Below are 24,984 nucleotides of genomic sequence, written 5' to 3'. Positions count from 1 at the left end.
TAGAAATTTACCGAGTTGCGTGTTCTAACAGGTCTTTATATTCACTTCTTAGCAGTTCTTCAACGGCCTTCTCCCAAGTGTTCAGGTCTATTTTAAAAGATGTTTCCAACTTTTCTTTATCAAGTACACTGTTCTGCGGTCTCTTCGCTATAGTGGTATAAGAGGTATCTTTATTGAGTTCTACTTTCTCGTTCAAAGCTGTAATCTCCAGTATTTTCTTAGCGAAACCATACCAGGTGGTAGCTCCTAAATTACTAAAATGATAGAGACCATAATTAGCATTTCCTTCAACAATAAGATTAGTTAAAAATTCTGCCAGATCATTGGCATTAGTAGGTGTGCCGGTTTGGGCCGTAGTAATATTTAAGGTCTCCCCTTCATAAGCCTTCTTAAGAACTGTTTTGAAGAAGTTATGACCAAATTGAGAATAAAGCCAGGAAGTTCTAAAAATAAAATATTTGTCTAATATTTCCTGTATATGTTTTTCTCCCTGTAGTTTAGAAGCTCCATATACATTAATGGGGTTGGTAAGGTCTGTTTCGAGATAAGGCAGTTCTTTCTCTCCATCAAAAACATAATCGGTAGAAATGTGTATTAGAACCAAATTGTGTTCTTTACATATAAGTGCCAGTTCTTTTACTGCGGTAGCATTTATATCAAAAGCCTTATCTTTTTCTGATTCGGCTTTTTCAACATTGGTATAAGCTGCGCAATTAATACAATAATCTATCTGCTTATTCCCAAATACCAGTCTAAGATCTTTTTTTGAGCTTACACTCATTTCAGCAGAGGTCAAAAACAACCAGTCAATTTCCAGACGCTCATTTGCTATTTTTTGAAGACAGCTACCTAATTGTCCCGAGGCTCCTGTTACTAACACTGTTTTCATGAAAAAGAGGCTTTTAAAGTTGGCAATATCTTATCTTTTTCAGAAAGAATAAATTCTTCTTCCTTCATTCCCCATGCTATAGCCAGATCGGGATCGTTATAGATAATTCCAGATTCTTCTCCCGGCTTATAGAACCGATCGCATTTATATGAAAAAACCGAAGTTTCTGAAAGCGTTAAAAACCCATGCGCAAACCCCTGCGGAATATATAATTGCTGATGATCTTTATCATTTAAGATTAAATGATGCGATTTTTTAAAGGTAGGCGACTCGGGACGGAGGTCTACGACCACATCCATCACTTCCCCATAAATTACTCGCACAAGCTTGGCCTGAGCAAATTCACCACGTTGGAAATGCAATCCTCGTAATACCCCCCTTCTTGATACCGATTGATTATCCTGCACGAATTCAACATCAATTCCTGTAGCTTCAAAAAACTTTTTTTTATGATAAGTTTCTAAAAAGATCCCACGGTGATCTTCAAAAACCTGAGGGGTAATTAAAAAACAATCTTTTAAAGGTGTTTCTTCAAACTGCATGCAAAATGTTTATTATGAATTGAATATTTGCTCAAGGATCTTTTCAGTAATAAGGTAAGTTGGTTTCACCCCAGATGTTCCTAATCCTCCTGAAGCTAAGGTGCTACCGGTTTCTAATGGATTATCTGAAGCATAGTAGGCATAACGCACTTTCACATCTTCTCTTATATTACCACGTAATCTGGAGGCCGACTGAATGGCTTTCTGATAGTGAGCTCCTTCCATTTCCAAACCTACCACATTCCAGGTAGATTCCTGGAAGAACCTTAAAACATCTTTATTTTGTAGCGAGGTTCCCAGTACGGTGATCATCGTTCCATCTACCACTTTTATATCATTTCCTTCCAGGTCTGATTTTCTTAATTCGTTATAGAATGGATAATTATCAGCGGTACCTTCAAAAAGGTGAGCAGAAGGTATCATAATATCACCCTTTCCTCCATCAAGAATCCCTGCTTTCCCCATAATAGAGATAGAAACCGCATTTAAATGGATTTCATTCCCTTCATAATTATAAGGTTTCAGCATTTCATCCATGGTTTCGTATGCTTGTTCTCCAAAAGCATAATCCATTACAATTAAAACCGGCTTTTCATCATTTTTTTTGTTGATGAAATCAGCGCTTCTAAAGCCGCTTTTCAGTTTAGCGGTATCAAACACCTGCACATCTATGTTCGTTCCGCTTGTATCTTCTATGAATTTCATACCGTTGTCTAAAGCAACTTTCATCACCTTATTTCTCAGCTGGCCGTTTCCGGCATCACTTAATTCCTCATAGATCTTCATAGAACTCTTCTTTTTAAGTTCTGTTTTTAAAGCTTCCGGAGAATAAAGAGTATTCATAACACTATGCATATTCGCACTAATAATATGAATTGGGCGGTGCATTAAATTATTCTCTACCAAATATTGCTTAATAGCATCTGCCCAGATCTCTCCATGAATATGATGCCCTAAGCGCTCACGCAGTACCGGACTAAAAGTTACGATTCGCTTATTATTCTTTACAACTTCTTCTATAGCCAACTTTCCTAACCAGTAGATGATATGTAAAAAGCGCTCCTCATTTTCAGGGGACATGAACTTAGGGTACATGGTAGTAACCTCTTTGAAAGTTCTCCCTAAGATATTTGCAGTATGTGTTAGTGCAATCTCACGTTCAATTTGGGTAACATTTTCCTTTTTAACGGCTTCTTCCAGTTTTTTCCAGTCTCTGGTAACACTACCTTCTTCATCGATTATTACACGTCTCATAATTTTATGAGATTCAATGAATAAAAATGTAAGGTGAGTTAGAATATCATAGATTTCAGAACGACCTCTGGTAACCTCTATATTCATTTGTTCCTCATCTATCCTATAGCAATTTCTTCTACGTTTTGGAGGAATAATAGGTTTGAAATGAGAATTAGCATAACCTTCGTCACTTGTCAAATTTATATATTGGCATTGCTCAATTCCTTTCGGAAGTCTTTCTATAACATACAAAAGACCGTCCAATTCCACTTTTTCTTCAGCAATAGAACCATAGATCTCCGGCCTAAGTGTTAATAAAGATTCTCTTAAAGTTTCTCCGGAGATTCCCATAGGTTTATAGAAACCACGGTTAAAAAGATGCCTCATGGTGATGTACATGCGCTCAATTGCATTTGTACTTTCCTGTGCCCGGGTTCTACCCATTAATTTTAAATTTACCATATGTGTATAATTCTATTGAATTTTAATTTTTTCTAATTCCTGTGCGATTTTTCTATCATTGGATAACCTAGGCAACTTATTCTGGCCTCCTAGTTTCCCGATAGATTTCATGTATTTCTGAAAACCATCTTGAGGAACCTTTGTTATTTTTAAAGGTTGAAGCACCTTTCCAACTATTAGATCGTAATAGTAAGAATTTTGCCTCTGTAAAGCTTCGTCCAAAACTCTTGCAAAATTAGCAAGATCTTCCGGTTCATTCTCAAATTCTATGAACCATTCGTGATAGGGTAATTCTTCTCCCTCTGGTGTAATTTGAGGTGCCACCGTAAACTCTGAGATTCTCACAGAGCTTTTAGAAGATGCTTCTTGCATGGCTTGTTCTACTTCTTTTCCAATTACATGTTCCCCAAAGGCAGAGATAAAATGTTTAATTCTGCCGGAAACAATAATTTTATATGGTTTTACAGAAGTGAACTGTATGGTGTCTCCCAGGTTATACGCCCATAAACCGGCATTGGTAGAAATTAGCATCACATAATTCACACCTATTTCTACTTCTCCGATTGTCAATCTTTTAGGCTTATCGTTATAGAATTCCTCTGCCACAACAAATTCATAGAACATTCCTGAGTCCAGCTGCAATAACATGCCTTTATCCTCCTGCCTATCCTGAAATGCAAAGAATCCTTCCGAAGCAGGATAAAGTTCTATACTATCTACCTTCCTGCCTATAAGATTTTCAAACTTAGCACGATATGGCTCATAATTCACCCCTCCGTAAATAAACAAGTCGAAATTGGGAAAAAGCTCGCCCACTTTCTTTCCTGTATTATGTTGAAGTTGTTCAAAATACATTTGAACCCAAGAAGGGATTCCGCTAATTACCGACATATCTTCTTGTTTGGTCTCCTCTACTATAGTCGCTACCTTAGTTTCCCAATCATCTATACAGTTGGTCTCCCAACTTGGCATCCTATTCTTTTGCAAATAAGCGGGTACAAAATGAGCTACAATTCCTGAAAGTCGGCCTAGTTTAACCCCGTTTTTCTCTGTTAATTCTGGGCTTCCCTGAAGAAAAATCATTTTCCCGTCTACAAATTCAGCTTTACCGGTATCCTCGATATAGCACAAGATGGCATTTCGCGCTGCCTTAATATGCGTTGGCATAGATTCTTTGGTGAGAGGAATATATTTTGCCCCACTGGTAGTTCCAGATGTTTTCGCATAATACAAAGGTTTGCCCGGCCATAGAATATCTGGTTTACCTGCTACCATTTCATCTACATAAGGCTTTAACTCTTCGTAGTCCCGAATAGGCACCTGTTCAGCAAATTGTTCATAGGTTTTAATCGTACTAAATTGGTGATCCTTACCAAACTTAGTATTTTGGGCCTTGCTTAAAAGCTCTTGAAATACGCGTTGTTGGGTTTCTTCAGGATGTGAGGACCAATAATCTATCTTATGCCTGATGTATTTAGAGAATATTTTTGCTGAAAAAGCTTTTATAGACATATATATTTAATCAAAATCAATAAAATCTGTTGGATTTACGGGGTTTCCGTCTTTCCAGAGTTCAAAATGTAAATGGGTGCCTGTACTAAGCTCTCCGGTTGATCCCGCAGTGGCCACTACTTCCCCTGATCTTACAAAATCTCCTTGCTCCTTAGTAAGAGAGGCATTATGCTTATAAACCGAGATCAGGCCGTAATTATGCTCAATAATTATTACGTAGCCGGTGCCTGCACTCCATTCTGAAAAGATCACGCGACCATCAGCCACAGATTTTATAGGTGCATTCTTTGCCACAACCACATCTACCGCATAATGCTTGTTTTTTAAATTATACTTTTCGGTTATAGGACCTTTAGCCGGTGGAAACAGCGCAAACTCCATAGCCGAACCTGCAGATTCCAATACATTATACTTATCTTCCTGGGCAACCTCATCTCTTAAAAGTGAATCGGCTCTTGAAGGGTAAATATCTATATATTCTGAATCTATGGATTGTGCCTGTTGTAAGGAATCTCTGTTCAAATTAGTAGCTTCCAAATCGCCTGTTAACACCTTTCTTATAGATTCATAGTACTGATCGTTGAATCTTAAAGCGGTTTGTAGCGAATCGGTTTTATAAGCCAGTTCTGTAGCCTGTCTTTTTAATGCTGCAGAAGAGTATCCGGGAATATATTCCCTTAACCCGGTAAAGGCTATTAAAAAAGTAGTTCCTGCAATCAGTACAATTGCACTTATCGATAATGCAACAAATACATTTAAACGAGTAAGTTTAAATGATATTCGCTCCTCAAAAGTGTCTTCATTCAAAATTACCAACCTGTATTTATGCAGTAACTTCTTGGTGAATTTCTTTCTATTTTTTATTGATTTACCCATAATATCACTAGCTATCACAAAGATAGCATAAAGTTAAATTTATACTATTTTATTACTTCCAAACGTTTATATTAATGTTTTCTTACTAAGTTTGTAACAACAAAATTTTTTACTATGAACTCAATATTTTTACCATTGGTCATCGGTGCTCCACAAATCATTTTAATAGTGGTAATTGTGTTGCTGCTTTTTGGTGGTCGAAAAATTCCTGAATTAATGAGAGGCCTTGGAAGTGGTATAAAAGAATTTAAAGATGCCTCTAAAGATGACGATGATAAGGACAAAAAGATTCCAGAAGAAAATAAATAGTATTTAGTTATCAAAAAAAAGCCCAGTTAAATTAACCGGGCTTTTTTTTTATTTGAATTTTACTGATTTCAATATCGCCTCCAGCTCAAACATATTGTCCCGTTTTGCTGATGCCGGCGCAAAGGCAAAACCTTCCAGTATAATATACCTGTTATTTATTGAATCCCGTACCGCATAATTTATGAAAGGACCTGCCATAAATGCATTTTTCACCTCCCAGGTTCCTTTAGTTTCGTAAGCAAATTTGCCGTCTATCTCTGAATGGAACAAATAAGGCGCATAGGCTTCTTCTGTGATCATATAACTTCCATCTAATGGACCGGGGATATGCGTTTTACCAATAGAATCCCTCATCTTGATAATATTAGCAACAACGTTTGTATCATTATCTATAGCGCTTAGAGGCACTTCATAGATCACTATTTCCATATTGCCTTTTGGAATATCCTTTCTAATCCAGAAAAAATCATCATTTTCAATAGCATACCTATATGCCGATGGAAATTTTAACGAGATTCCAAACTTCTCCTGCAGACTTTCATCATTTTTTAAGGACTTATGTATACGACGCTGTTTTTCTTTGATCTCTGTAGCTTTTAAAGCACTTACAATCTCTTCAGAATTATCGATTATTTCGGCTATGATTTCTGCAGAATCTTTTCCTGATATCAACACTCCTGTTTGAGGATGCGCAAATGGATCAGTAAATATTTTGAAACCTTGTTTCTTACCTTTTTCAATCTTTACAAAAAGTCGGTTCTTTCTAACAAAGCCAGAAAATGCAGGTTCCGGCATCTGATTTAAGGAAAATAAAGGCTCTTCCTGAGGAAGACCATCTACTGGCGCTGCTAACGATTTTCTAAGCGCTTCTCCCACACTTCCTTCCCACAATTCATTATCTACTACAACCGAAACATTATTTATGTTTCCAGATGAATCACTAAGAATAATCCTTTCAGGCTTTTCAGAATTGTTACATCCTGATAATATTAAGATCAAAAAAACAGATAAGAATACAGCATTCCTCATAAAATATATTTTTAAAAAGCTCCTAACTTTGAGAGAGTTTAAGTACCATGCCTGGTTTTAGACTGGTATCTTTTATATTATTCCAACTCCTCAAATTCTGTACCGTAATTCCAGGAAACTTCTTGGAGATGCTCCATAGAGAATCTCCGCTTCTAACAGTATACGATTTTGGCTCTGCTTTACTGCTGCTCTTCACCGTGTTAGAAGAAGTAATAGCTACCGATTTACTTGGGTAGATTGTAAGATATTGTCCAATCTTTAGATTATTTCCTCGTAAATTGTTCCACTTTCTTATGCTGCTAACTCCTACTCCATATTTTTGAGCGATCTTCCCTAAATAGTCACCACTTTTAACTTTATACCTTACCTTGTCTTCTGCTTCCACAAACCTTGGTAGTTCCTTTTGCTTTTCGGCTAATTCTGTTTTAGCAAAATTATAGATGGCATCTTCGTTATTCACAAATAGTCCAACTCCCTTTCTGGGAAGCCGCAATGAATAGGCTTCGTCCTCCACATAAGGAATGATATTCAATTTATAGCTCGGATTCAGGAATTCAATTAATTCCTTCTCTACTCCGGTCACTTTTGAAATTTGATCGAAGCTTAGCATTTGTTTCACGTGTAACGTATCTGTATCAAAAAATGCTACATCGGGCCTGTTAGGTTGGAAATCGTGCTCCTTTGCATATTCGAATAAATACAATGTTGCAAGAAAAGCAGGCACATACCCGGCAGTTTCTCTAGGTAAATGAGATCTTAAATTCCAATAATTCGTGGAACCTCCACTTCTACGAATGGCTTTAGAAACGTTACCTGGACCAGAATTATACGATGCCAGCACCAAATCCCAATCTCCAAAAGTTCTATATAAGCTAGCTAAATACTGCACTGCTGCTTCTGTAGCAAGAATTGGGTCCATACGCTCATCTACATAAGAACTCACATCTAAGCCATGCATTTTACCCGTTGTAAACATAAATTGCCATAAACCTGTAGCACCCACTCTCGATTTAGCTCGCGGATTTAATGCAGATTCTACTATAGCAAGGTATTTAATTTCCAAAGGCACATCATACCTATCCAGTTGCTGTTCGAACATTGGAAAGTAATATTCACTTAACGCCATAAGGCGCTCCATAGATTTCTTATTGCGCTTTAAGTAAGATTTAATTACACTTTCAAGAATAGGGTTGTACTCTACATTGAAGGGTGTTCTGGCATTAAGCTTGGCTAACCTGGCTTTTAAAGTATCGGTTGGTAATTCTTTATACACAACTTCAGAATAGTCCTGCTTCAGGATCTCATTCTGCATGCTCTCAAAAAGATCAGAATTCATTAACTCCGATTTCCAAGCTGAGTCTATTACTGCTGCTTTAGGAAGGTCTTTAAGATCTACAGCCACACCAGATTTTATCTTTGCCGAAATGGGTAATCTATTTTTGAATTCAGGGTCGGGTTTTACTAATTTTATTGAAGTACTATCAGGTTTCTTAAAAACCTGTACCCTGAAATTTGCTTTCTCAGCCTTTGCATTTGCCTTATCGTTTGTTTGCTTCTTCGGGGTTTGAGCCATAGCACCCAAAACTGCAAACAACATCAAGAAAGAAATGGATTTTTTCATAATAAAGATGTTATTAAACAAAAACGGACATACGTCACTTTTCGTGCCTAATTTTCTGAAATAGCTTTAATTCCAGGTAAAGATTTTCCTTCAAGCATTTCCAGCATAGCCCCACCACCGGTAGATACATAGCTCATCTTACCTTCAAGATTGAATTTTTTAACCGCAGAAACAGAATCTCCTCCGCCAACGAGGGAGAATGCTCCATTTTTAGTGGCTTTACTAATAGCTTCTCCCACCTTAATGGTTCCATTTGCAAAAGCATCCATTTCAAATACGCCAACGGGTCCGTTCCAAAGTATGGTCTTAGATTTTAAAATCACATCAGCAAAACTATCAATGGTTTTTGGTCCGGCATCTAACCCCATCCAACCATCTGGAATGTTATCTGTGGGAGTGACATCGGTATTGGCCATTTCTGAGAAACTATCGGCAATAACAGAGTCTATAGGTAAATGTATCTCTACCCCTTTCTTTTCTGCGTTTTTAAGAATTTGTAGTGCCAATTCCTGTTTATCATCCTCTACTAAAGAACTCCCAATCTTTCCGCCTTTCGCTTTAATGAAGGTAAAAGCCATCCCTCCACCAATAATAAGATGGTCTACTTTATCTAAGATGTTTTCAATAATAGTGATCTTGGAAGATACTTTTGCTCCGCCTAAAATAGCAGTAACCGGTTTAACGGCCTCATTCAAAACTTTATTAAGACTTTCTATCTCCTGAGCTAATAAATATCCGAAACACTTGTCTAAAAAGTATTTTGCGACTACCGTAGTAGAAGCATGAGCACGGTGAGCCGTTCCAAAGGCGTCATTAACATAGATATCTCCCAGCTTGGCTAGTTTTTTAGCAAAATCGGTATCTCCTGCAGTTTCCTCTTTATGAAATCTTAAGTTTTCTAATAAAAGTACTTCCCCATTCTGCAAGTTTTCTGCAGCATTCTCTGCCACTTCACCCACACAATTATTTACGAATTTGGTTTCTACTCCTAAGATTTCAGAAACAGTGCTTACTATTTGCTGCAGAGAGAATTTGGATTCGTTGTTTTCCGGTCTACCTAAATGTGACATTAAAACCACACTACCTCCATCTTCAAGAATTTTAGTAATGGTTGGTTTTGCCGCTTCAATTCGAGTAGTATCATTTACCTTTCCGTTCTCATCAATCGGTACATTAAAATCTACACGTATTAAAGCTCTCTTATTCTTAAAATTATAATCGTCTATTGTTTTCATAAGTACTGTATATATCACAAATATAATTTTTTCTGAAGATATAAAGTGAAGATAAATTTTATCTTTGCTTATGCTTTTTTCTGAAGTTTTAGGCTTACCCCATATTAAAAATCATCTGACCACTACGGCAGATAGAGGCCGAATTCCTCATGCTCAACTCTTTGTGGGAAGGCACGGCAGCGGCACCTTGCCAATGGCGATAGCCTACGCGCAATATATTCTATGTAATAATAGCAACTCTGAGAATACTTCAGAAAACACAGCCTGCAATGCAAGGTTCAAGAAGTTGGCGCATCCAGATCTTCATTTTGCCTTTCCGGTGGCTACCAACGATAAAATCAAATCACATCCAGTTTCAAATAATTTCATGGATTCCTGGCGGGAATTTGTTCAGGGGAATCCATATGGAAGTTTATTTGACTGGTATCAAAAGATTGGTGTTGAGAAGAAACAAGGGCAAATTGGAGTTGATGAAGCCCAGGAAGTAGTGAAATCTCTTTCTCTTAAAGCTTATGAAGGTGGGTATAAGATCATGCTTATTTGGATGGCCGATAAGTTGAATACTGCAGCCTCTAATAAATTACTTAAGCTTATTGAAGAGCCGCCAGAGAAAACCTTATTTATTTTAATTGCCGAAGATGAGGAGCAGATAATACAAACCATCCGTTCCCGGTGTCAGATATTAAGATTCCCTCCTCTTTCGGAAGATGTGATCACGCAAAGACTTATTTCCTCCTATAAAACAGAAGAGAATACCGCCAAAAAAATAGCTGTTCAGGCAAATGGCTGCTATGCTCAAGCATTGCATATTCTTAATAATGATGCTGGAGACGAACAATTTGAAACCTGGTTTGTAAATTGGGTAAGAACTGCTTTTAAAGCCAAGGGGAATAAAGCTGCTGTTTTAGAACTTGTAAATTGGAGTGACGAAATTGCTGGAATAGGAAGAGAAACCCAGAAGAGCTTTCTCTTGTTTTGTTTAGACTTTTTTAGACAAGCCTTATTATTTAATTATAATGCGGAAGGACTTGTTTACATGCAACCTAAATCGGCTAATTTCAAACTAGAGAAATTTGCTCCCTTTATACATGGAGGTAATATTCCTGCAATTACAAAGGAGATTGAAGATGCTATCTATCATATTGAGCGTAATGGAAATGCAAAAATCATACTTACCGATCTTTCTATAAAACTAACCCGCCTGCTTCATAAGAAAGCAGCTTAACACTTCTTTTTATATGTCCAATATTCAGTCGTACATCACAGAAATTCTAATTCTTTTATTTATAATTATAACCTTTTTACAATCTGGAGTCGATAAAATAATGGATTGGAAGGGGAATATAGGGTGGTTAAAAGAGCACTTCTCTAAAACATTTCTTGCACGACAGGTTCCATTAATGCTTGCTATTGTGTTGCTATTAGAGCTTTTAACAGGTGTTTTAGCCGTTATTGGTGTGATCCAAATAATAAGTTCGGCTAACCTGGAAATAGGCTGGTATGCCTGTGTTCTGGGAGCTATCACTTTATTAATGCTGTTATTTGGCCAACGTGTAGCAAAAGATTATCCGGGAGCTTTTACCATTACAGGGTATTTTGTGGTAGTAATATTAGGGGTGTATATCTTCTCCTAACAAAGTTGTATAAACTTAAAAAGCCGTAATGGAGTTTCCATTGCGGCTTTTTTAATTTACTAAAAAGTTTGGTTACTCCTTTGTTTCGTAAGTTCCATTTAACTTCTCAAGGATCTCCTCAGTGATATCCAAACCATCTTTTGCATACATGATGTTTGCCGACTCGTTAGAACCAAAGATATAGGTATAGCCATTGTCTTTACCATAATCTTTCACGTACTCCTTTACCTTTCCTACGATAGAGTCAATTACCTGGTCACTTTCCTGACGCAATTGAGTTCCCATCATTTGCTGTTGTTGTTGAATAGTTTGTTGCTTACGCATTAATTCCTGCTCTTTTTCCTGTCTTGCTGAAGTAGACATGCTGCCCATACTTTCTTGATAAGCCTGCACCTCTACTTGGAAACTTTGAGCTAAAGAATCTAACTCTCCTTTAATTTTATCGGATTTAGAAGTGAATTCTGCTTCTACATCCTTCATCTCCTTATACTCTTGTATTAACTTAGTGGTGTCTACATAAGCTGTTTTTTGTTCATTACAACTTGTAAGACCGGCTGCCACCAAAACAACCAACAATAATTTTTTCATGATTTTTGATTTTAATTTGAAGCAAAAGTAATAAAGTAAGAGAGGAAAAAAATAATTTATTTCACTCCACTGCACCTATAATAATTAATTATAGTAAAAGTATAAACTATAAATTATCACAATTAAAAACCGGTTTATTTTCTGCGTTTTAAGACCGTTATCAATAAAGAGCCTATAGATTTCATTATTTAGGGTTCAAAAAGGTCTTAAATCACATTAAAATAAGTTATTCTACCGTTTTCGGAAGAAATAACAAATAGAAGAGTACTCGGAAGAAGATTTTGCCTTCAAATTGGATTTTAAGCCAACGTAGGCTGCTTTTAGTAAATTGCTATGTCCTGTTTTATATTTTTCGGAAAGCAGACTCACATAAAAGGAATCGAAAATCAATCCTTTTGAATCAATCTGCCTAAATTTATCTTTAAACAAATATTTAAAACTTCCTTGGGAGAAATGCCATAAATGTCGAGGTACATCAAAAGCGGCCCAAAATTCTTTATAATACTCTGCATCGTAGCTCTTATAATTAGGAACAGCAATTACCAACAAGCCGTCTTTTTTTAATAGTTGCTCTAGTTCGAGAATCTGAGTTTTTAAATCCGGTACATGTTCTAAAACATGCCACATACTAATAACATCAAATTTATCAGATTTAAATTCCTTTAAGCTTGATTTCAAGATAACACCTTTCTCCTTTGCTTTTTTTCGTGCGGTTTCTTCTGGCTCTACTCCTTCAACTTCCCAACCATTCGCTTGGGCGACTTTTAAAAAATCCCCGGTTCCCGCTCCAATATCCAATAAGCTTCCCTTCTCTGGATTTTTTTTATTGATCCATTTCAATTTTTTTAAGAGCATTCTTTCCTTTACAAGATGATATAACTTATCTGTAAATGAACTTTTAGAATCGGTATGAGAAATATAAGATTCACTCCTATAGTATTCAGGAAGCTTTTCTAAATCTGGCTTAGGAGATGTAACCAACATTTCCTTTTCAACATCTAACAATAGATCAAATTTTTCACCAGAAACAGTAAAATCCCGACACGTTAGAAAGTGAGTTTTTTGGGTATTAATTACAGATTCTTTCACGTAATAACTTAAATTTTATTCAGAATTGGAATTTGAAATAGATAAAAAAGTAAAAATGTTTCACGTGGAACATTACCTTCCCATATATACTAATAGCACTGAAATATCACTTGGGCTTACCCCACTTATACGCGATGCTTGAGATACAGTTACAGGTTGAATTTTATTTAATTTTTCGCGAGCTTCAAAAGACATGGATTTAATATTAGAATAATTGAAGTTCTTAGGGATTTTAATATCCTCTAATCGATGCAGTTTATCTGCATTGTTTTTCTCCTTGTCTATATAACCTGAATATTTGATCTGTATTTCTGTTTGTTCTAACATCTCTACATTCAAACCGTTCTCTGCGATATATTCTTCTACTCCAGAAAAGCCTTTAACGTCTTCCATGGTAATATTTGGCCTGGAAAAAATCTTAAAGATCTTATCATTTTGCTTCATTAAAGAAGAATTTTTAGCCTCTAAAATAGGATTTGCCTCTTCATGAGATACGCTTGTATCTTTCAAAAATTCCACAAAATTTAGAGATTTCTCCTTCTTCTCCTCCATCTTCCTCATTCTCTTTTCACTGGCCAAGCCCAGTTTAAAAGATTTTTCAGTAAGTCGAAAATCTGCATTATCTTGTCTCAATAAAGTTCTATACTCCGCTCTAGAAGTAAACATTCTATATGGCTCTTCTGTACCTTTCGTAATAAGATCGTCTACTAAAACACCTATATAAGCCTCATCTCTTTTTAAAGTAAAAGCATCTTTCTCCTGCACTTTTAAAGCAGCGTTCATCCCGGCCATCAAACCTTGAGATGCGGCTTCTTCATAACCAGTCGTACCGTTAATCTGTCCAGCAAAATATAAACCTTCAACCAACTTCGTTTCCAAAGTATGTTTCAACTGTGTTGGTGGAAAATAATCATATTCTATAGCATAACCCGGTCTGAAGAACTTCACATTTTCAAATCCCGAAACAGATCGCAATGCTTTAAATTGAACATCTTCAGGGAGCGAGGTCGAAAATCCATTCACATACACTTCTACCGTGTTCCAACCTTCGGGCTCAACAAATAACTGATGACGATCTTTATCTGCAAAACGATTAATTTTATCTTCAATAGACGGACAATATCTAGGCCCTAAACTTTTAATTCTCCCGTTGAACATTGGAGATCTATCAAACCCTTCTTTCAAGATTTCATGTACCTCATTAGAGGTGTATGTCATATAACAAGAACGTTGTTTTGATAATGGTTTTGTTTCATCTAAATAAGAGAATTTTGAAGGAACCTCATCACCAGGTTGCTCCACCATCTTAGAATAATCTAAAGATCTACCATCTACTCTTGGTGGAGTTCCTGTCTTCATCCTCCCGGCTTCAAAACCTAGGTCTAACAATTCTTCTGTAATTCCAGTTGCAGCTCTTTCTCCAGATCGTCCTCCACCAAAATTCTTATCGCCTATGTGAATGAGTCCATTTAAAAATGTACCATTAGTAAGCACCACCGATTTAGATCGAATTTCTAAACCTAAAGAAGTTCTCACCCCTGCTACACGTCCTCCTTCTACAATTAAACCTGCGACCATTTCCTGATAAAAATCCAGATTTGGAGTTTGCTCCAAGCGTAATCTCCAATGTTCTGCAAACATCATCCTATCACTCTGCACTCTCGGACTCCACATTGCGGGCCCCTTGGATTTATTAAGCATTTTAAATTGAATAGCACTAGTGTCACTTACCAAACCACTATAACCGCCCAAGGCATCAATCTCCCTTACGATCTGCCCTTTGGCAATCCCACCCATAGCAGGATTACAACTCATTTGAGCAATATTCTGAAGATTCATCGTTACCAGTAAGGTCGAAGCACCTAAATTAGCCGAAGCAGCGGCAGCTTCACTACCTGCATGTCCAGCACCAACAACTATAACATCATACTCTTTATCAAACATAAATCAATCTTTCTTTGTTATTGTTCCACGTGGAACAATTGCATTTTTTCCTCTTCTTTTTGACGCATTAATTTCGCGTCATCCTCAGTTTTGTCCTTATATCCGCACAAATGCAGGATACCATGAACTAATACTCGACGTAACTCATCTTCAAAATTAACGTTGTATTTTAAAGCATTCTCAACTACGCGTTCGGTACTAATATAGATCTCACCTTGTAACGCATTTCCAATAGTATAATCAAATGTTATAATATCGGTGTAGGTGTCATGATCTAAATATTGCATATTAATATTCAATAGATACTCATCATCACAAAATATATAACTTAGTTCCTCCCACCGTTTCCCTTCCGACTCCATTACCCGTTCAATCCATTGAAGATGGGCCTGGGAATTTTTCAATTGGAACTGGTTCTCTGAATAAAAATTAATCTTTGATCCCATTAAAATACGCTCTGACTTTAGCTTTATAAATTTGGCGCAAAGGTAAGACTTGTCTGTTTAAAATTTCAATGCTTGGCAAATATTCTTTCGCCTTAATAATTTGATCCTGAGTTGACTTATTAAATTCATTTAAATTGGATTGGGAAGTTCGAGCCGACTCTTCTTCTTGTTCTTTAACCGCCTTTTCCAAATCCATTAATTTATGCTGAATATTGCTTATCCTTTTTAAACTTTCTTTGTTAAAACCTTTATCAAGAATTTCCTTTTCTAACAGCTCTAAATCTGTAAGAACGTTCCTATCATCGCCTTCACCTAAATTATTATCATCGATAGCCCTTTTTAAACTTTCCCGTAATTCATTTTGCCTTTTATAAATCTCAAAAATCTTACCATTCATGTCTTCACCTTCATTCCCAGATTTTGAAATGCCACTTTCCTGATCTTTCTCCACTCCTTTTTCAATAGCCTTACCAATCTCTTCTTGCTTCTGGATAATATCCTTTAATTGTATACCACCTGGCCCTGCACCGGGGCTCATTTGTAAGTTGGCTTTAGACTCCATATTCTCTAATATATTATCCAATAAATAAGCAAGCTCATTGGTAGTAGTCATAACATATTGTTGACTGGAAGTTCCTAGAGATAGCTCATTTTGTGACAAGCGCTCAAGGGCTTTATCTATATTAAACTGAATATCTACAATCTTGCTGGTTATCTTCTCATTAATCATGGGGTTACTCAGCGCAAGGGAAAACAAACTATCATCTATATGTTGAAAATGCTCCTTTAAAATTTGTTGATTGCGAAGTTCCCCAGCATAAGATGGATTATTTATGCGGATGTTTTTAAAGCTTTCCAAACTACTTTCCTGTTCAAAAGAAAAAACCATTAGGTTATCCAGAACTTGTCGCATACCCTCAATATTTTGGAGTAGTTGCGCACCGGAAGACAAACTTTGAGAATTCTCAAGTTTCTTAGCTAACTCTTTCATCTTTTTAGCCGCCTTTTCCTGAGAAGATCTGGCCTCGTTATTATTACTTCCAAGGTGATTCTCAGCATTTTTTTGCTCTTCCTCCACTATATTTTCTCCAACTTTATCCCTTTTTATATCTGTAGGTTTATTAAGTTTCTTATTGTCCAGTTCTAAAGAATCCATTTCCTTTTTAAATTCCTGGAATGTATCACTTACTAACTCCTGCGCTTCCTTAGAATAACTGCTATCGGCTTTCGATAATTCCTCTTGATCTTGAGCCAGCTTATCTAAATCTCTAGCTAATTTCTGAGTTTTTTCCTGAACGTAATATTGTTTAGTTAACTCCAACAGTTGTTCCAAATTTCGCTTATCTGAACTATTATTTTTGGCAAGCTTATCAAGTTTATCAAGTAGGTCTTCTTTATTAATTTTGTCTGAAATTTCCTGCAATTCCTTTAAAAGTTCTTCATTACTTTTCGCCCTTTCTTCTGAACGTTCCAGTCGTTGTTTCAATTCTTCTTTAAATTCATCATTTTCTCCTTCGTTTTTATGAGGCAGATTATTCCTCAATTCATCAGAATACTTTTTCATCATCTCCGATTGTTGCTGCTGTCTTTTTAAAAATTCGGAAAGCTTTTTCCTATCAGTAAAACTAAGGTTGGATTTCTGCCTTTGTTGTTGGCTTAAATCGTCAAGCTCACTTTCAGAAAATTCTAGGGTATTTAAACTCTTAGATAGGTTTTGAATGGATTCGCCTTGTTGTGTCAATTTGCTATCCTCAACCTCCTCTTTAGTCCGGCCCCTATAAGTGAAAATTTCACTTCTACCGGTTTTCGACCCATGAATGCCATCGTTATCATAAACCTCAAAGTAAATGTGATACTTTGAACCAGCATCTACCGGAATATCTCCTGGAAAAACATACAGAAAATCAGAAATATTAGTCTTTTGAAAAGGGATAGAAACCGAACGCTTATTAACTATCTCATCTTCAATATAATACACCAAATTCAATTTAGACACTCCGTAATCATCTGCTAACTTACCTCTAAAATAGAGTGTTTCAAGATCTACACTATCCAGCTTAGATATAACTTCTATTGTAGGAGCCTCATCTTTAACTACAGAGATATTATAATTTAAATTTTCATAATTTGAAATTTGAGTATTAGAAGTATGAATAGAATACTGCATGTCGTTAAACATAACTTTAGATAAGCTAAAATTATCCCCGTCTCTATTGAAAATATCAGAGCTATTACCTGTTTCGAAACTTACTTTATTAGTAGATTTGGTCCCCAATTTCCATGTAACTTTACTACCCTCAGGAATCGTAATATTACCACTACCCCTAAAAGTTTCAGGTAGCATTCCTGTATAAGCCGGATAATTGGCCAATACCTCAAAATTTAATAATTGGGGTACGTCAATTACAGCGAGGGAGTAAATTTGAGAACGTACCTCATTTGAAGAAAAATAGAATTCAGTATTCTTTGAGAGCGCAGGAAAAATATAACTAAAACTGCCAATACCATCAGATTTCATATAATATGTCTCTCCATTATAATGGATACTCACATTTTCGGGCACTACTTTCCCATGAGTGTTAACTTTTAACTCAAACTCCTTCCCCTCTTCTATTTTTAAAGAATCAGTTTCAATTAAAAATGAAAAAAGCGCAGGTGGTTCAAATTGAGTTTTATAATGTATCACCCGAGTATAGGAATCTGAAAAGAACGTAGAATTTCCTGTAAAAAATATTAGTAAAATGAACGTAATCGGGAATACGGCATACTTAAATAATCTTAAACTTTTCCTGTAATCTATGGCCAGTTTAAAAGGAATAGGTTGTAACTCTTTTGACTTTTGAGCTATACTGGCAAGAAGTAGATCTGATTGATGTGAAGATTCCTGAAGTTGAAGTACGTTTAAAAGTTTATCGTTTACCTCTGGAAAATATATTCCTATAATTTTTGAAGCCTCGGTGAAATCTAAGCCTTTTGAGAGCTTAAACAATTGTAAAACGGGAATTACAATAAACTTGGTTAGCAACCCGGAAGAAATTAATATAAGGCTCCCGAATAAAATACTTCGGTTAACTGGTGAAAGCCAAAAAAAGTACTCTATTGCTAAAACTAATAAAAAGTATACTAACCAAATGCTAACAAATAGAATAGCTCCTTTTAGAAGTTCATTTAAATAGAACCTCTTTATAAAAATTGCTAACTTTCTTTTTATGTTGTCAAAATCGCTCATTGTTACCCGCTGCCACAAACCTGTTTAAAACTACGAATATCTTTTCTATTAAGCCCTATATACTACTTGTATTGAATTAAGCAAATAACACAAATAAAATTAAATTTTGTGGAGCCTTATAAACTGGTAAATACATACAGAATCCCTTACCTTTGCCCTTAAATTACAAAAATATGTCAGCTAAAGTACGTGTACGTTTTGCGCCAAGTCCTACCGGCCCTTTGCATATTGGAGGGGTAAGAACCGCCTTATATAATTATCTTTTCGCTAAAAAGCATCAGGGAGATTTCCTACTTAGAATAGAAGATACCGACCAAAATCGTTTTGTAGAAGGAGCAGAACAATACATTATAGATGCCTTAAACTGGTGTGGAATTCCATATGATGAGGGACCAGGTAAAGAAGGAGATTGCGGACCTTACCGCCAAAGTGAACGTGCCTATTTGTATAGAGAATATGCCGACAAGCTTATAGCCAGTGGAGATGCATATTATGCTTTCGATACTGCCGAAGAATTGGATGCTCACAGAAAAGATCATGAAGAAAAAGGTAAGACCTTTATTTACAACTGGCATAATCGATTAAAGCTCAATAACTCTCTTTCCCTTTCTTCAGAAGAGATTAAGGCTAAATTAGATGCTAACGAAGCATATGTAATAAGATTTAAATCTCCAGAAGCTGAAATTTTACCTTTAGAAGATGAGATTAGAGGAAAAATGGAGATCGATACAAGTATATTGGACGATAAAGTGCTTTTTAAAAGTGATGGGCTACCCACCTATCATCTGGCAAATATCGTAGACGATCATTTAATGGGAATTACCCATGTTATTCGTGGAGAAGAATGGTTGCCTTCTTTAGCACTGCACGTACTTTTATACAGGGCTTTTGGCTGGGAAGCACCAAAATTCTCTCACTTACCGCTTATACTTAAACCACAAGGAAAAGGTAAATTAAGTAAAAGAGATGGTGATAAAATGGGATTCCCCGTATTCCCATTAGAATGGAAAGATCCTAAAACAGGTGAAATTTCTTCAGGATACAGAGAAGAAAATTATCTTCCTGCAGCAATGATAAATATGTTGAGCTTTTTAGGATGGAATCCTGGAACAGAACAGGAATTCTTCAATTTAGAAGAATTGATCGCTGCTTTTGATATTTCGAGAGTACACAAATCGGGTGCGAAATTCGATCCGGAGAAAACAAAATGGTTCCAGCAGCACTACTTACAATTAGAACCTAGCGATAAACTTGCCGATCAGTTCATAAAAATTCTTGAGACTAAAGGAATAAAAGCCGATAAAGAATATACTTCAGAGGTAATTTCACTTCTAAAAGAACGTGCTGTCTTTGTAGATGATTTCTGGGAGCTAGGAAGTTATTTCTTTGTTGCACCTTCAGAATTTGATCAAAAAGCTGCTAAAAAAGCCTGGAAAGAAGATACTCCGGAAATTATGAAGAAACTTATAGAAATCACTTCTTCTGTTTCAACATTCACCGCAGCCAATTTACAAGAGGCGATTAAATCATGGATCACTTCCAATGAAATTGGATTTGGAAAAGTTATGCAACCTTTACGATTAGCCTTGGTTGGTGCTATGCAAGGGCCTGATGTTTTTGAAATTGCATCAAAAATCGGAAAAGAAGAAACTTTGAAGCGAATGAAATTCGCTTTGGAAAACTTATAGATTAAACATTTACCTCATAAAAAAGATCCCACTATTGGGGTCTTTTTTATTTATTAGTTAAAGGTAAACTACTATTCCTGCAAGGGCCATTCCCATATGCCCTTCTAAATTAACCGCCTTTGGTTCCTGTTGTTGCAATTCAACAGTATTTAATTTTTTAAACATATTTGTCACTCCGTATTGATATTGGAACCAAAATTTGAAACTTTTAAAACCCGTAGAGATATTTGCTGCAACATTTAGGTGTATCTTAGAAATATCCTCAAGGTCCTTAGCCTGCAAGTTATAATCTTCAACATAATAATTCTTATACTCATCACTGGTAGACCATTTACTATTTACTTGTAAAATAGGTCCCGCCTCAAAGCTTAAATGCTCGCCAATTAGCTTGTGCCCTAAAAAAAGATTTAGCTGCGCTCCAGTGGTCTTAAAATCGATTTCGTGATAAATCTGTCCTGTTTCTCTTTGCAAATTGATTCCCGTGCGAGATTCAAAGAAATTTACACCATAAATAATAGTGAAATTATTGTAAACATTAGCCCTCGTCGTTAGACCGGCCAAATAGCCAATCTTTGACTGTGTCGAGAAATTACTTGTTTCTATACCTCCGTAGGTAACTGCTGCCTGAATACCCAATCTATTGTAACTGCTACTAATTCTACGCTGCGCATGCAGGCTTACTGATAACATTAAAAATAGTACCAGCAATAAAAAGGTGGTATTTTTCATTTTGAATTATAAAATTAAGACCGTAAATGTAACCTAATTATTAGTATCTTACTCTTCAAACCATTTCAACCAAATTTATGTCAACAATGATTATTATCCCAATTCTGGTTGTTTTAGCATTGATTATCCTTTTTTCAGGGATATTTATAGTAAAACAACAAACCTCCGTCGTATTAGAACGCTTCGGAAAATTTTTAGGCACTAGAAGTAGTGGCTTGCACTTTAAAATTCCAATTATAGATCAAATAGCCGGTAGAATAAACTTAAAAGTTCAGCAATTGGATGTATTAGTTGAAACTAAAACCAAAGATGATGTATTTGTTAAACTTAAGATCTCTGTTCAATTCCAGGTAATTAAAACCAACGTTTACGATGCTTTTTATAAGCTCGAAAGTCCGCATGATCAAATAACATCATACGTTTTTGATGTTGTGCGCGCTGAAGTGCCTAAAATGAAGCTGGACGATGTTTTTGAAAGAAAAGATGATATCGCTATTGCTGTAAAGAGAGAATTGAATCAGGCTATGCAGGATTACGGTTACGACATTATAAAAACTCTGGTTACCGATATCGATCCCGATGCACAGGTAAAATCGGCCATGAACCGAATAAATGCTGCCGAAAGAGAGAAAGTAGCTGCCGAATATGTTGCGGAGGCTGAACGTATAAAAATTGTGGCTAAGGCACGTGCAGAAGCAGAAAGTAAACGTTTACAAGGGCAAGGTATTGCAGATCAGCGTAGAGAGATTGCAAGAGGTCTTGAAGAAAGTGTAGATGTGCTTAATAATGTGGGAATCAATTCTCAGGAAGCTTCCGCTTTAATTGTTGTTACCCAGCACTATGATACGTTACAATCTATTGGTGAGCAAACAAACAGCAACCTTATCTTGCTTCCTAATTCTCCTCAGGCCGGTAGTGATATGTTGAATAATATGATAGCGTCATTTACGGCTTCTAATCAGATAGGTGAAGCTATGAAAGCTCAAAACAGTTTGACTATGAACCCACCAAAAAAGAAGAATAAAGATAATCCTCCAGGCTCTGACGATTCCATATAATCACAGGATTAGGAAAAGTTCAAAATAGAAAAGCCCGATGTATATACATCGGGCTTTTTATAATTATATAATCTCTAATCGGAAGTAACTACTCTTTTCACTCCAAATATCTTTGATACAGCTTTAAGTACCAATGCTTTTTGAGCTATGGACCCCAGCATATTACTAATCATACTTACGGGTGATAGTCCCTCTTTTAAATGATTGTAACTAAGCTTTATTTCCTCTTTATCAATTTGAGTTTGTAGTCTTAAAATCTTAAGATCTCGGTCTATTTCTTCAAATGAAGTATATTCTTTCATAGCAAGTTTTAATCGTTAAAGAAAGTTCTGGAAGATTTTAAAATAATGATCTTTTCTACATATTTCTTTCCAAAGATCCAGATTAAAGCAAATATCACAATGTAGAAGCCTCCAACTATATAAAAGCCTGCACTCGCCTGCCCCATTGCTTGACCTATACTCAGAGCAACTGCAATAGAAAGGAAAAATAAGGCGATAAGCGCTACAAAACCAATCAACATCATATTAACCAAGGAAATTGCTCCTTTGATAATCTTTTTATAAAGATCTAACTTATAATACTCGGCACTACTAGTTACAAAAGCGCGAATATTCTCATCAAGATCATGAATACTGTTGGTTAGTTTTTCAAATGCCATAGGCTTATACTACTGCTTTATTTGGTGCTGATGTATCTTTGCTATCCTTCTGTAATTTAGAATTTTGCTTTCTTAGATCTTCTAATTTAGATTCCATAGCAGAAAGAATTTCATCTGCTTTATAACTCGCAGAAGATAAAGTCTCTTCTAGTCTTTTTTCAAAATCAACCTTAGCTTGTTTAGCTTTAGAACTTAAATTTGAAGTAGTTTCCTGATATTTTTTATTGAATTTTTCTTGTGCTTTTTTAGCATCTTTATTCAATTTCTTTCTAGTTTTTTCACCGCTATCTGGAGCGTATAAAAGACCTGCTGCTGCACCAATTGCTGCTCCAGTTACCAATGCTAAAAGCGTACTTCCTGTATTTGCCATGATTTTCTGTATTTTTTAGTTAAATATAAGCACAAATTTAACGTAATGATTAGGTTCTTGCTGTTAATAACCGGTTAATATGTAAAACTGCAGTCTTAAAGTATTCTTAAAAAGAACTATTTAAAATATTCGTTTACTTCTGTTTAGCCCAAGAATCTCTAAGCGCAACAGTACGGTTAAATACTAAATTACCTTTCGAACTTTCCTTATCAACACAAAAATATCCCATTCGTTGAAATTGAAACTTCTCAGCAACTCCGGCTCCTTCCAAGCTGGGCTCTACAAAGCCATTTATGACTTTCAAAGAATCAGGATTTACAAATTCCAAGAAATCTTTTTCCTTATCTGAATCTGGAGATTCTACATTGAACAACCTATCATAAAGTCTTATTTCAGCTTCTATTGCATGGGGAACAGACACCCAATGAAGGGTTCCTTTCACTTTTCTTAAAGATTCTTCACTTCCACTTCCACTTTTACTTTTAGGATCGTACGTGCAATGAATTTCGGTGATTTCTCCGTTTTCATCTTTTACAACGCTTTCTCCTTTAATGATATATGCACTTTTCAAACGTACTTCCTTTCCAAGGCTAAGTCTGAAAAATTTTCTATTTGCTTCTTCCTTAAAATCTTCCCTTTCAATATAAAGCTCTTTAGAAAACGGAATCTTTCTTGTACCAGCTTTCTCATCTTCAGGATTATTTTCTGTCTCCAGCCACTCTTCTTTCCCTTCTTCATAATTGGTTATTACCAATTTTACAGGATCAAGCACTCCCATTACACGAGGTGCAGTTTTATTAAGATCTTCTCTAATACAGAATTCTAATAAGGAAGCATCTATAATATTTTCTCTTTTGGCAATCCCAATGGTATCTGCAAATTTCCTGATAGACATAGGAGTGTAACCTCTTCTTCTTAAACCTGAAATAGTTGGCATTCTAGGGTCATCCCAAGCACTTACAATTCCTTTTTCTACTAATTGCAGCAGCTTTCGTTTGCTTACTACTGTATGACTTAAATTACGGCGTGCAAATTCGCGCTGCTTAGGTATAAAATCTCCTTCTTTACTAACTTTTTTAACGAACCAGTTATATAGTTCTCTATGAGGCAAGAATTCTAAAGTGCAAAAGGAATGAGATATGCTCTCAATGAAATCACTTTCTCCATGAGCCCAATCATACATCGGGTAGATCATCCAATTATTCCCTGTTCTATGATGTTTTTTATGAAGGCTTCTATACATAATTGGATCACGCATAAGCATATTGGAAGAAGCCATATCTATTTTAGCTCTTAAAACATGGGCACCTTCAGAAGTCTCCCCGTTCTTCATCTTTTCAAACAGCTCCAGATTTTCTTCTACGGACCTTTCTCTATACGGACTTGCAACACCCGGTTTGATAGGGGTTCCTTTCTGCTCTGCAATTGCAGCTGAATCCTGGCTGTCTACATAAGCATCGCCATCTTTAATCATTTTTACAGCCCAATCGTATAATTGCTGAAAATAATCGGAAGCATAACATTCTTTAGCCCATTTAAAACCAAGCCAAAGCACATCCTCTTTAATAGCATCTACAAACTCCTGTTCTTCTTTAATTGGATTTGTATCATCAAACCTTAAGTTTACAGGGGCATTATAACGCTCTCCCAATCCAAAATTCAAACAAATGGAGGAAGCATGACCAATATGTAAATACCCATTAGGTTCTGGGGGAAACCTAAATTTTAGGTCATCCTTTTTATGTGTAGATTTTAAATCTTCTTCTATAATTTGCTCAATAAAATTGAGTGATTTCTTTTCTTCAATCATAATTTTAAATCAAAATAGTCTGCAAAG

Annotated in this window: 23 protein-coding genes; 5 read left to right on the top strand and 18 right to left on the bottom strand. The window is 36.0% G+C overall.

The features are described 5' to 3' along the window. Window positions 1-7: 7 nt before the first annotated feature. From rfbD to L1I30_RS03135, 5 genes are read right to left on the bottom strand one after another with little or no spacing between them, the layout of a single operon-like run. Window positions 8-889, bottom strand: a complete 882-nt coding sequence (rfbD, locus tag L1I30_RS03155; protein WP_236132795.1) for a dTDP-4-dehydrorhamnose reductase — start codon at window positions 887-889, stop codon at window positions 8-10. Further along, complete coding sequence (gene rfbC, locus L1I30_RS03150; protein WP_236132794.1) at window positions 886-1,431, bottom strand: dTDP-4-dehydrorhamnose 3,5-epimerase; 546 nt, start codon at window positions 1,429-1,431, stop codon at window positions 886-888. Before rfbC ends, rfbD begins: the two co-directional genes overlap by 4 nt. Window positions 1,432-1,443: 12 nt before the next feature. Then, window positions 1,444-3,129, bottom strand: coding sequence for a DUF6909 family protein (locus L1I30_RS03145; protein ID WP_236132793.1), 1,686 nt, complete (start codon window positions 3,127-3,129; stop codon window positions 1,444-1,446). 12 nt (window positions 3,130-3,141) lie between these two features. Then, the gene (locus L1I30_RS03140; RefSeq protein WP_236132792.1) at window positions 3,142-4,641 is read right to left on the bottom strand and encodes a GH3 auxin-responsive promoter family protein; all 1,500 of its coding nucleotides are present in this window, start codon (window positions 4,639-4,641) and stop codon (window positions 3,142-3,144) included. Between the two features lie 6 nt (window positions 4,642-4,647). Then, entirely contained in the window at window positions 4,648-5,517 is an 870-nt protein-coding gene (locus L1I30_RS03135; protein ID WP_236132791.1) for a M23 family metallopeptidase, read from the bottom strand. Between the two features lie 114 nt (window positions 5,518-5,631). Here L1I30_RS03135 and tatA point away from each other — a divergent pair, with 114 nt between their 5' ends. Next, window positions 5,632-5,826, top strand: coding sequence for a twin-arginine translocase TatA/TatE family subunit (tatA, locus tag L1I30_RS03130; RefSeq protein WP_236132790.1), 195 nt, complete (start codon window positions 5,632-5,634; stop codon window positions 5,824-5,826). Window positions 5,827-5,874: 48 nt separating this feature from the next. Here the strand turns inward: tatA and L1I30_RS03125 are convergent, their stop codons facing one another. From L1I30_RS03125 to L1I30_RS03115, 3 genes are read right to left on the bottom strand one after another with little or no spacing between them, the layout of a single operon-like run. After that, window positions 5,875-6,855: a DUF4837 family protein gene (locus tag L1I30_RS03125; RefSeq protein WP_236132789.1), complete on the bottom strand. Its 981-nt coding sequence runs from the start codon at window positions 6,853-6,855 to the stop codon at window positions 5,875-5,877. Window positions 6,856-6,877: 22 nt separating this feature from the next. Next, a complete protein-coding gene (locus L1I30_RS03120) occupies window positions 6,878-8,476 on the bottom strand; it encodes a LysM peptidoglycan-binding domain-containing protein (protein WP_236132788.1) in 1,599 nt (532 codons plus the stop codon). Between the two features lie 47 nt (window positions 8,477-8,523). Further along, window positions 8,524-9,711: a phosphoglycerate kinase gene (locus L1I30_RS03115; RefSeq protein ID WP_236132787.1), complete on the bottom strand. Its 1,188-nt coding sequence runs from the start codon at window positions 9,709-9,711 to the stop codon at window positions 8,524-8,526. 70 nt (window positions 9,712-9,781) lie between these two features. On the opposite strand from L1I30_RS03115, the gene L1I30_RS03110 reads away from it, so the two are divergent. Together L1I30_RS03110 and L1I30_RS03105 are read left to right on the top strand one after the other, a co-directional pair. Continuing rightward, a complete protein-coding gene (locus L1I30_RS03110; protein ID WP_236132786.1) occupies window positions 9,782-10,936 on the top strand; it encodes a DNA polymerase III subunit in 1,155 nt (384 codons plus the stop codon). A 13-nt stretch (window positions 10,937-10,949) separates the two neighbouring features. Beyond that, the gene (locus tag L1I30_RS03105) at window positions 10,950-11,345 is read left to right on the top strand and encodes a DoxX family protein (RefSeq protein ID WP_236132785.1); all 396 of its coding nucleotides are present in this window, start codon (window positions 10,950-10,952) and stop codon (window positions 11,343-11,345) included. A gap of 72 nt (window positions 11,346-11,417) precedes the next feature. On the opposite strand, the gene L1I30_RS03100 is transcribed toward L1I30_RS03105, so the two are convergent. From L1I30_RS03100 to L1I30_RS03080, 5 genes are all read right to left on the bottom strand, one after another. Beyond that, window positions 11,418-11,933 carry an OmpH/Skp family outer membrane protein gene (locus L1I30_RS03100; RefSeq protein ID WP_236132784.1) on the bottom strand — a complete coding sequence of 172 codons (516 nt, stop codon included), beginning with the start codon at window positions 11,931-11,933 and terminating at the stop codon, window positions 11,418-11,420. A gap of 231 nt (window positions 11,934-12,164) precedes the next feature. Beyond that, on the bottom strand, window positions 12,165-13,022 hold the full coding sequence (locus L1I30_RS03095) for a class I SAM-dependent methyltransferase (RefSeq protein WP_236132783.1): 858 nt from the start codon (window positions 13,020-13,022) through the stop codon (window positions 12,165-12,167). A gap of 72 nt (window positions 13,023-13,094) precedes the next feature. After that, window positions 13,095-14,966 (bottom strand): tRNA uridine-5-carboxymethylaminomethyl(34) synthesis enzyme MnmG, encoded by a 1,872-nt coding sequence (gene mnmG, locus L1I30_RS03090; RefSeq protein WP_236132782.1) that lies wholly within the window; start codon window positions 14,964-14,966, stop codon window positions 13,095-13,097. A gap of 17 nt (window positions 14,967-14,983) precedes the next feature. Beyond that, window positions 14,984-15,412: an rRNA maturation RNase YbeY gene (gene ybeY / locus L1I30_RS03085; RefSeq protein ID WP_236132781.1), complete on the bottom strand. Its 429-nt coding sequence runs from the start codon at window positions 15,410-15,412 to the stop codon at window positions 14,984-14,986. Continuing rightward, on the bottom strand, window positions 15,396-18,437 hold the full coding sequence (locus L1I30_RS03080) for a DUF4175 family protein (protein WP_236132780.1): 3,042 nt from the start codon (window positions 18,435-18,437) through the stop codon (window positions 15,396-15,398). The genes ybeY and L1I30_RS03080 overlap by 17 nt, the downstream gene beginning before the upstream one ends. A gap of 377 nt (window positions 18,438-18,814) precedes the next feature. On the opposite strand from L1I30_RS03080, the gene gltX reads away from it, so the two are divergent. After that, a complete protein-coding gene (gene gltX / locus L1I30_RS03075) occupies window positions 18,815-20,329 on the top strand; it encodes a glutamate--tRNA ligase (protein WP_236132779.1) in 1,515 nt (504 codons plus the stop codon). Between the two features lie 57 nt (window positions 20,330-20,386). Here gltX and L1I30_RS03070 read toward each other — a convergent pair whose 3' ends face one another. After that, window positions 20,387-21,058, bottom strand: a complete 672-nt coding sequence (locus L1I30_RS03070) for an outer membrane beta-barrel protein (RefSeq protein ID WP_236132778.1) — start codon at window positions 21,056-21,058, stop codon at window positions 20,387-20,389. A gap of 77 nt (window positions 21,059-21,135) precedes the next feature. Here L1I30_RS03070 and L1I30_RS03065 point away from each other — a divergent pair, with 77 nt between their 5' ends. Continuing rightward, window positions 21,136-22,116, top strand: coding sequence for an SPFH domain-containing protein (locus tag L1I30_RS03065; protein ID WP_236132777.1), 981 nt, complete (start codon window positions 21,136-21,138; stop codon window positions 22,114-22,116). Between the two features lie 74 nt (window positions 22,117-22,190). Here L1I30_RS03065 and L1I30_RS03060 read toward each other — a convergent pair whose 3' ends face one another. The 4 genes from L1I30_RS03060 to L1I30_RS03045 form a co-directional block, all read right to left on the bottom strand. Then, window positions 22,191-22,418 carry a DUF6327 family protein gene (locus L1I30_RS03060; protein WP_236132776.1) on the bottom strand — a complete coding sequence of 76 codons (228 nt, stop codon included), beginning with the start codon at window positions 22,416-22,418 and terminating at the stop codon, window positions 22,191-22,193. Window positions 22,419-22,426: 8 nt separating this feature from the next. Beyond that, window positions 22,427-22,777 carry a phage holin family protein gene (locus tag L1I30_RS03055; protein WP_236132775.1) on the bottom strand — a complete coding sequence of 117 codons (351 nt, stop codon included), beginning with the start codon at window positions 22,775-22,777 and terminating at the stop codon, window positions 22,427-22,429. Between the two features lie 4 nt (window positions 22,778-22,781). Continuing rightward, a complete protein-coding gene (locus L1I30_RS03050) occupies window positions 22,782-23,147 on the bottom strand; it encodes a YtxH domain-containing protein (RefSeq protein ID WP_236132774.1) in 366 nt (121 codons plus the stop codon). A gap of 133 nt (window positions 23,148-23,280) precedes the next feature. Next, window positions 23,281-24,957 carry a glutamine--tRNA ligase/YqeY domain fusion protein gene (locus L1I30_RS03045; RefSeq protein WP_236132773.1) on the bottom strand — a complete coding sequence of 559 codons (1,677 nt, stop codon included), beginning with the start codon at window positions 24,955-24,957 and terminating at the stop codon, window positions 23,281-23,283. Window positions 24,958-24,984: the final 27 nt, after the last annotated feature.

Source organism: Gillisia lutea, from assembly GCF_021568705.1.
Lineage (GTDB): Bacteria > Bacteroidota > Bacteroidia > Flavobacteriales > Flavobacteriaceae > Gillisia > Gillisia lutea.
This window is presented reverse-complemented; position numbering and strand designations above follow the sequence as displayed.

What these genes read in the sequence shown, in the direction of transcription:
- rfbD (WP_236132795.1), bottom strand. Translation starts at nt 889, where the DNA reads ATGAAAACAGTGTTAGTAACAGGAGCCTCGGGACAATTAGGTAGCTGT.
- rfbC (WP_236132794.1), bottom strand. Translation starts at nt 1,431, where the DNA reads ATGCAGTTTGAAGAAACACCTTTAAAAGATTGTTTTTTAATTACCCCT.
- L1I30_RS03145 (WP_236132793.1), bottom strand. Translation starts at nt 3,129, where the DNA reads ATGGTAAATTTAAAATTAATGGGTAGAACCCGGGCACAGGAAAGTACA.
- L1I30_RS03140 (WP_236132792.1), bottom strand. Translation starts at nt 4,641, where the DNA reads ATGTCTATAAAAGCTTTTTCAGCAAAAATATTCTCTAAATACATCAGG.
- L1I30_RS03135 (WP_236132791.1), bottom strand. Translation starts at nt 5,517, where the DNA reads ATGGGTAAATCAATAAAAAATAGAAAGAAATTCACCAAGAAGTTACTG.
- tatA (WP_236132790.1), top strand. Translation starts at nt 5,632, where the DNA reads ATGAACTCAATATTTTTACCATTGGTCATCGGTGCTCCACAAATCATT.
- L1I30_RS03125 (WP_236132789.1), bottom strand. Translation starts at nt 6,855, where the DNA reads ATGAGGAATGCTGTATTCTTATCTGTTTTTTTGATCTTAATATTATCA.
- L1I30_RS03120 (WP_236132788.1), bottom strand. Translation starts at nt 8,476, where the DNA reads ATGAAAAAATCCATTTCTTTCTTGATGTTGTTTGCAGTTTTGGGTGCT.
- L1I30_RS03115 (WP_236132787.1), bottom strand. Translation starts at nt 9,711, where the DNA reads ATGAAAACAATAGACGATTATAATTTTAAGAATAAGAGAGCTTTAATA.
- L1I30_RS03110 (WP_236132786.1), top strand. Translation starts at nt 9,782, where the DNA reads ATGCTTTTTTCTGAAGTTTTAGGCTTACCCCATATTAAAAATCATCTG.
- L1I30_RS03105 (WP_236132785.1), top strand. Translation starts at nt 10,950, where the DNA reads ATGTCCAATATTCAGTCGTACATCACAGAAATTCTAATTCTTTTATTT.
- L1I30_RS03100 (WP_236132784.1), bottom strand. Translation starts at nt 11,933, where the DNA reads ATGAAAAAATTATTGTTGGTTGTTTTGGTGGCAGCCGGTCTTACAAGT.
- mnmG (WP_236132782.1), bottom strand. Translation starts at nt 14,966, where the DNA reads ATGTTTGATAAAGAGTATGATGTTATAGTTGTTGGTGCTGGACATGCA.
- ybeY (WP_236132781.1), bottom strand. Translation starts at nt 15,412, where the DNA reads ATGGGATCAAAGATTAATTTTTATTCAGAGAACCAGTTCCAATTGAAA.
- gltX (WP_236132779.1), top strand. Translation starts at nt 18,815, where the DNA reads ATGTCAGCTAAAGTACGTGTACGTTTTGCGCCAAGTCCTACCGGCCCT.
- L1I30_RS03070 (WP_236132778.1), bottom strand. Translation starts at nt 21,058, where the DNA reads ATGAAAAATACCACCTTTTTATTGCTGGTACTATTTTTAATGTTATCA.
- L1I30_RS03065 (WP_236132777.1), top strand. Translation starts at nt 21,136, where the DNA reads ATGTCAACAATGATTATTATCCCAATTCTGGTTGTTTTAGCATTGATT.
- L1I30_RS03060 (WP_236132776.1), bottom strand. Translation starts at nt 22,418, where the DNA reads ATGAAAGAATATACTTCATTTGAAGAAATAGACCGAGATCTTAAGATT.
- L1I30_RS03055 (WP_236132775.1), bottom strand. Translation starts at nt 22,777, where the DNA reads ATGGCATTTGAAAAACTAACCAACAGTATTCATGATCTTGATGAGAAT.
- L1I30_RS03050 (WP_236132774.1), bottom strand. Translation starts at nt 23,147, where the DNA reads ATGGCAAATACAGGAAGTACGCTTTTAGCATTGGTAACTGGAGCAGCA.
- L1I30_RS03045 (WP_236132773.1), bottom strand. Translation starts at nt 24,957, where the DNA reads ATGATTGAAGAAAAGAAATCACTCAATTTTATTGAGCAAATTATAGAA.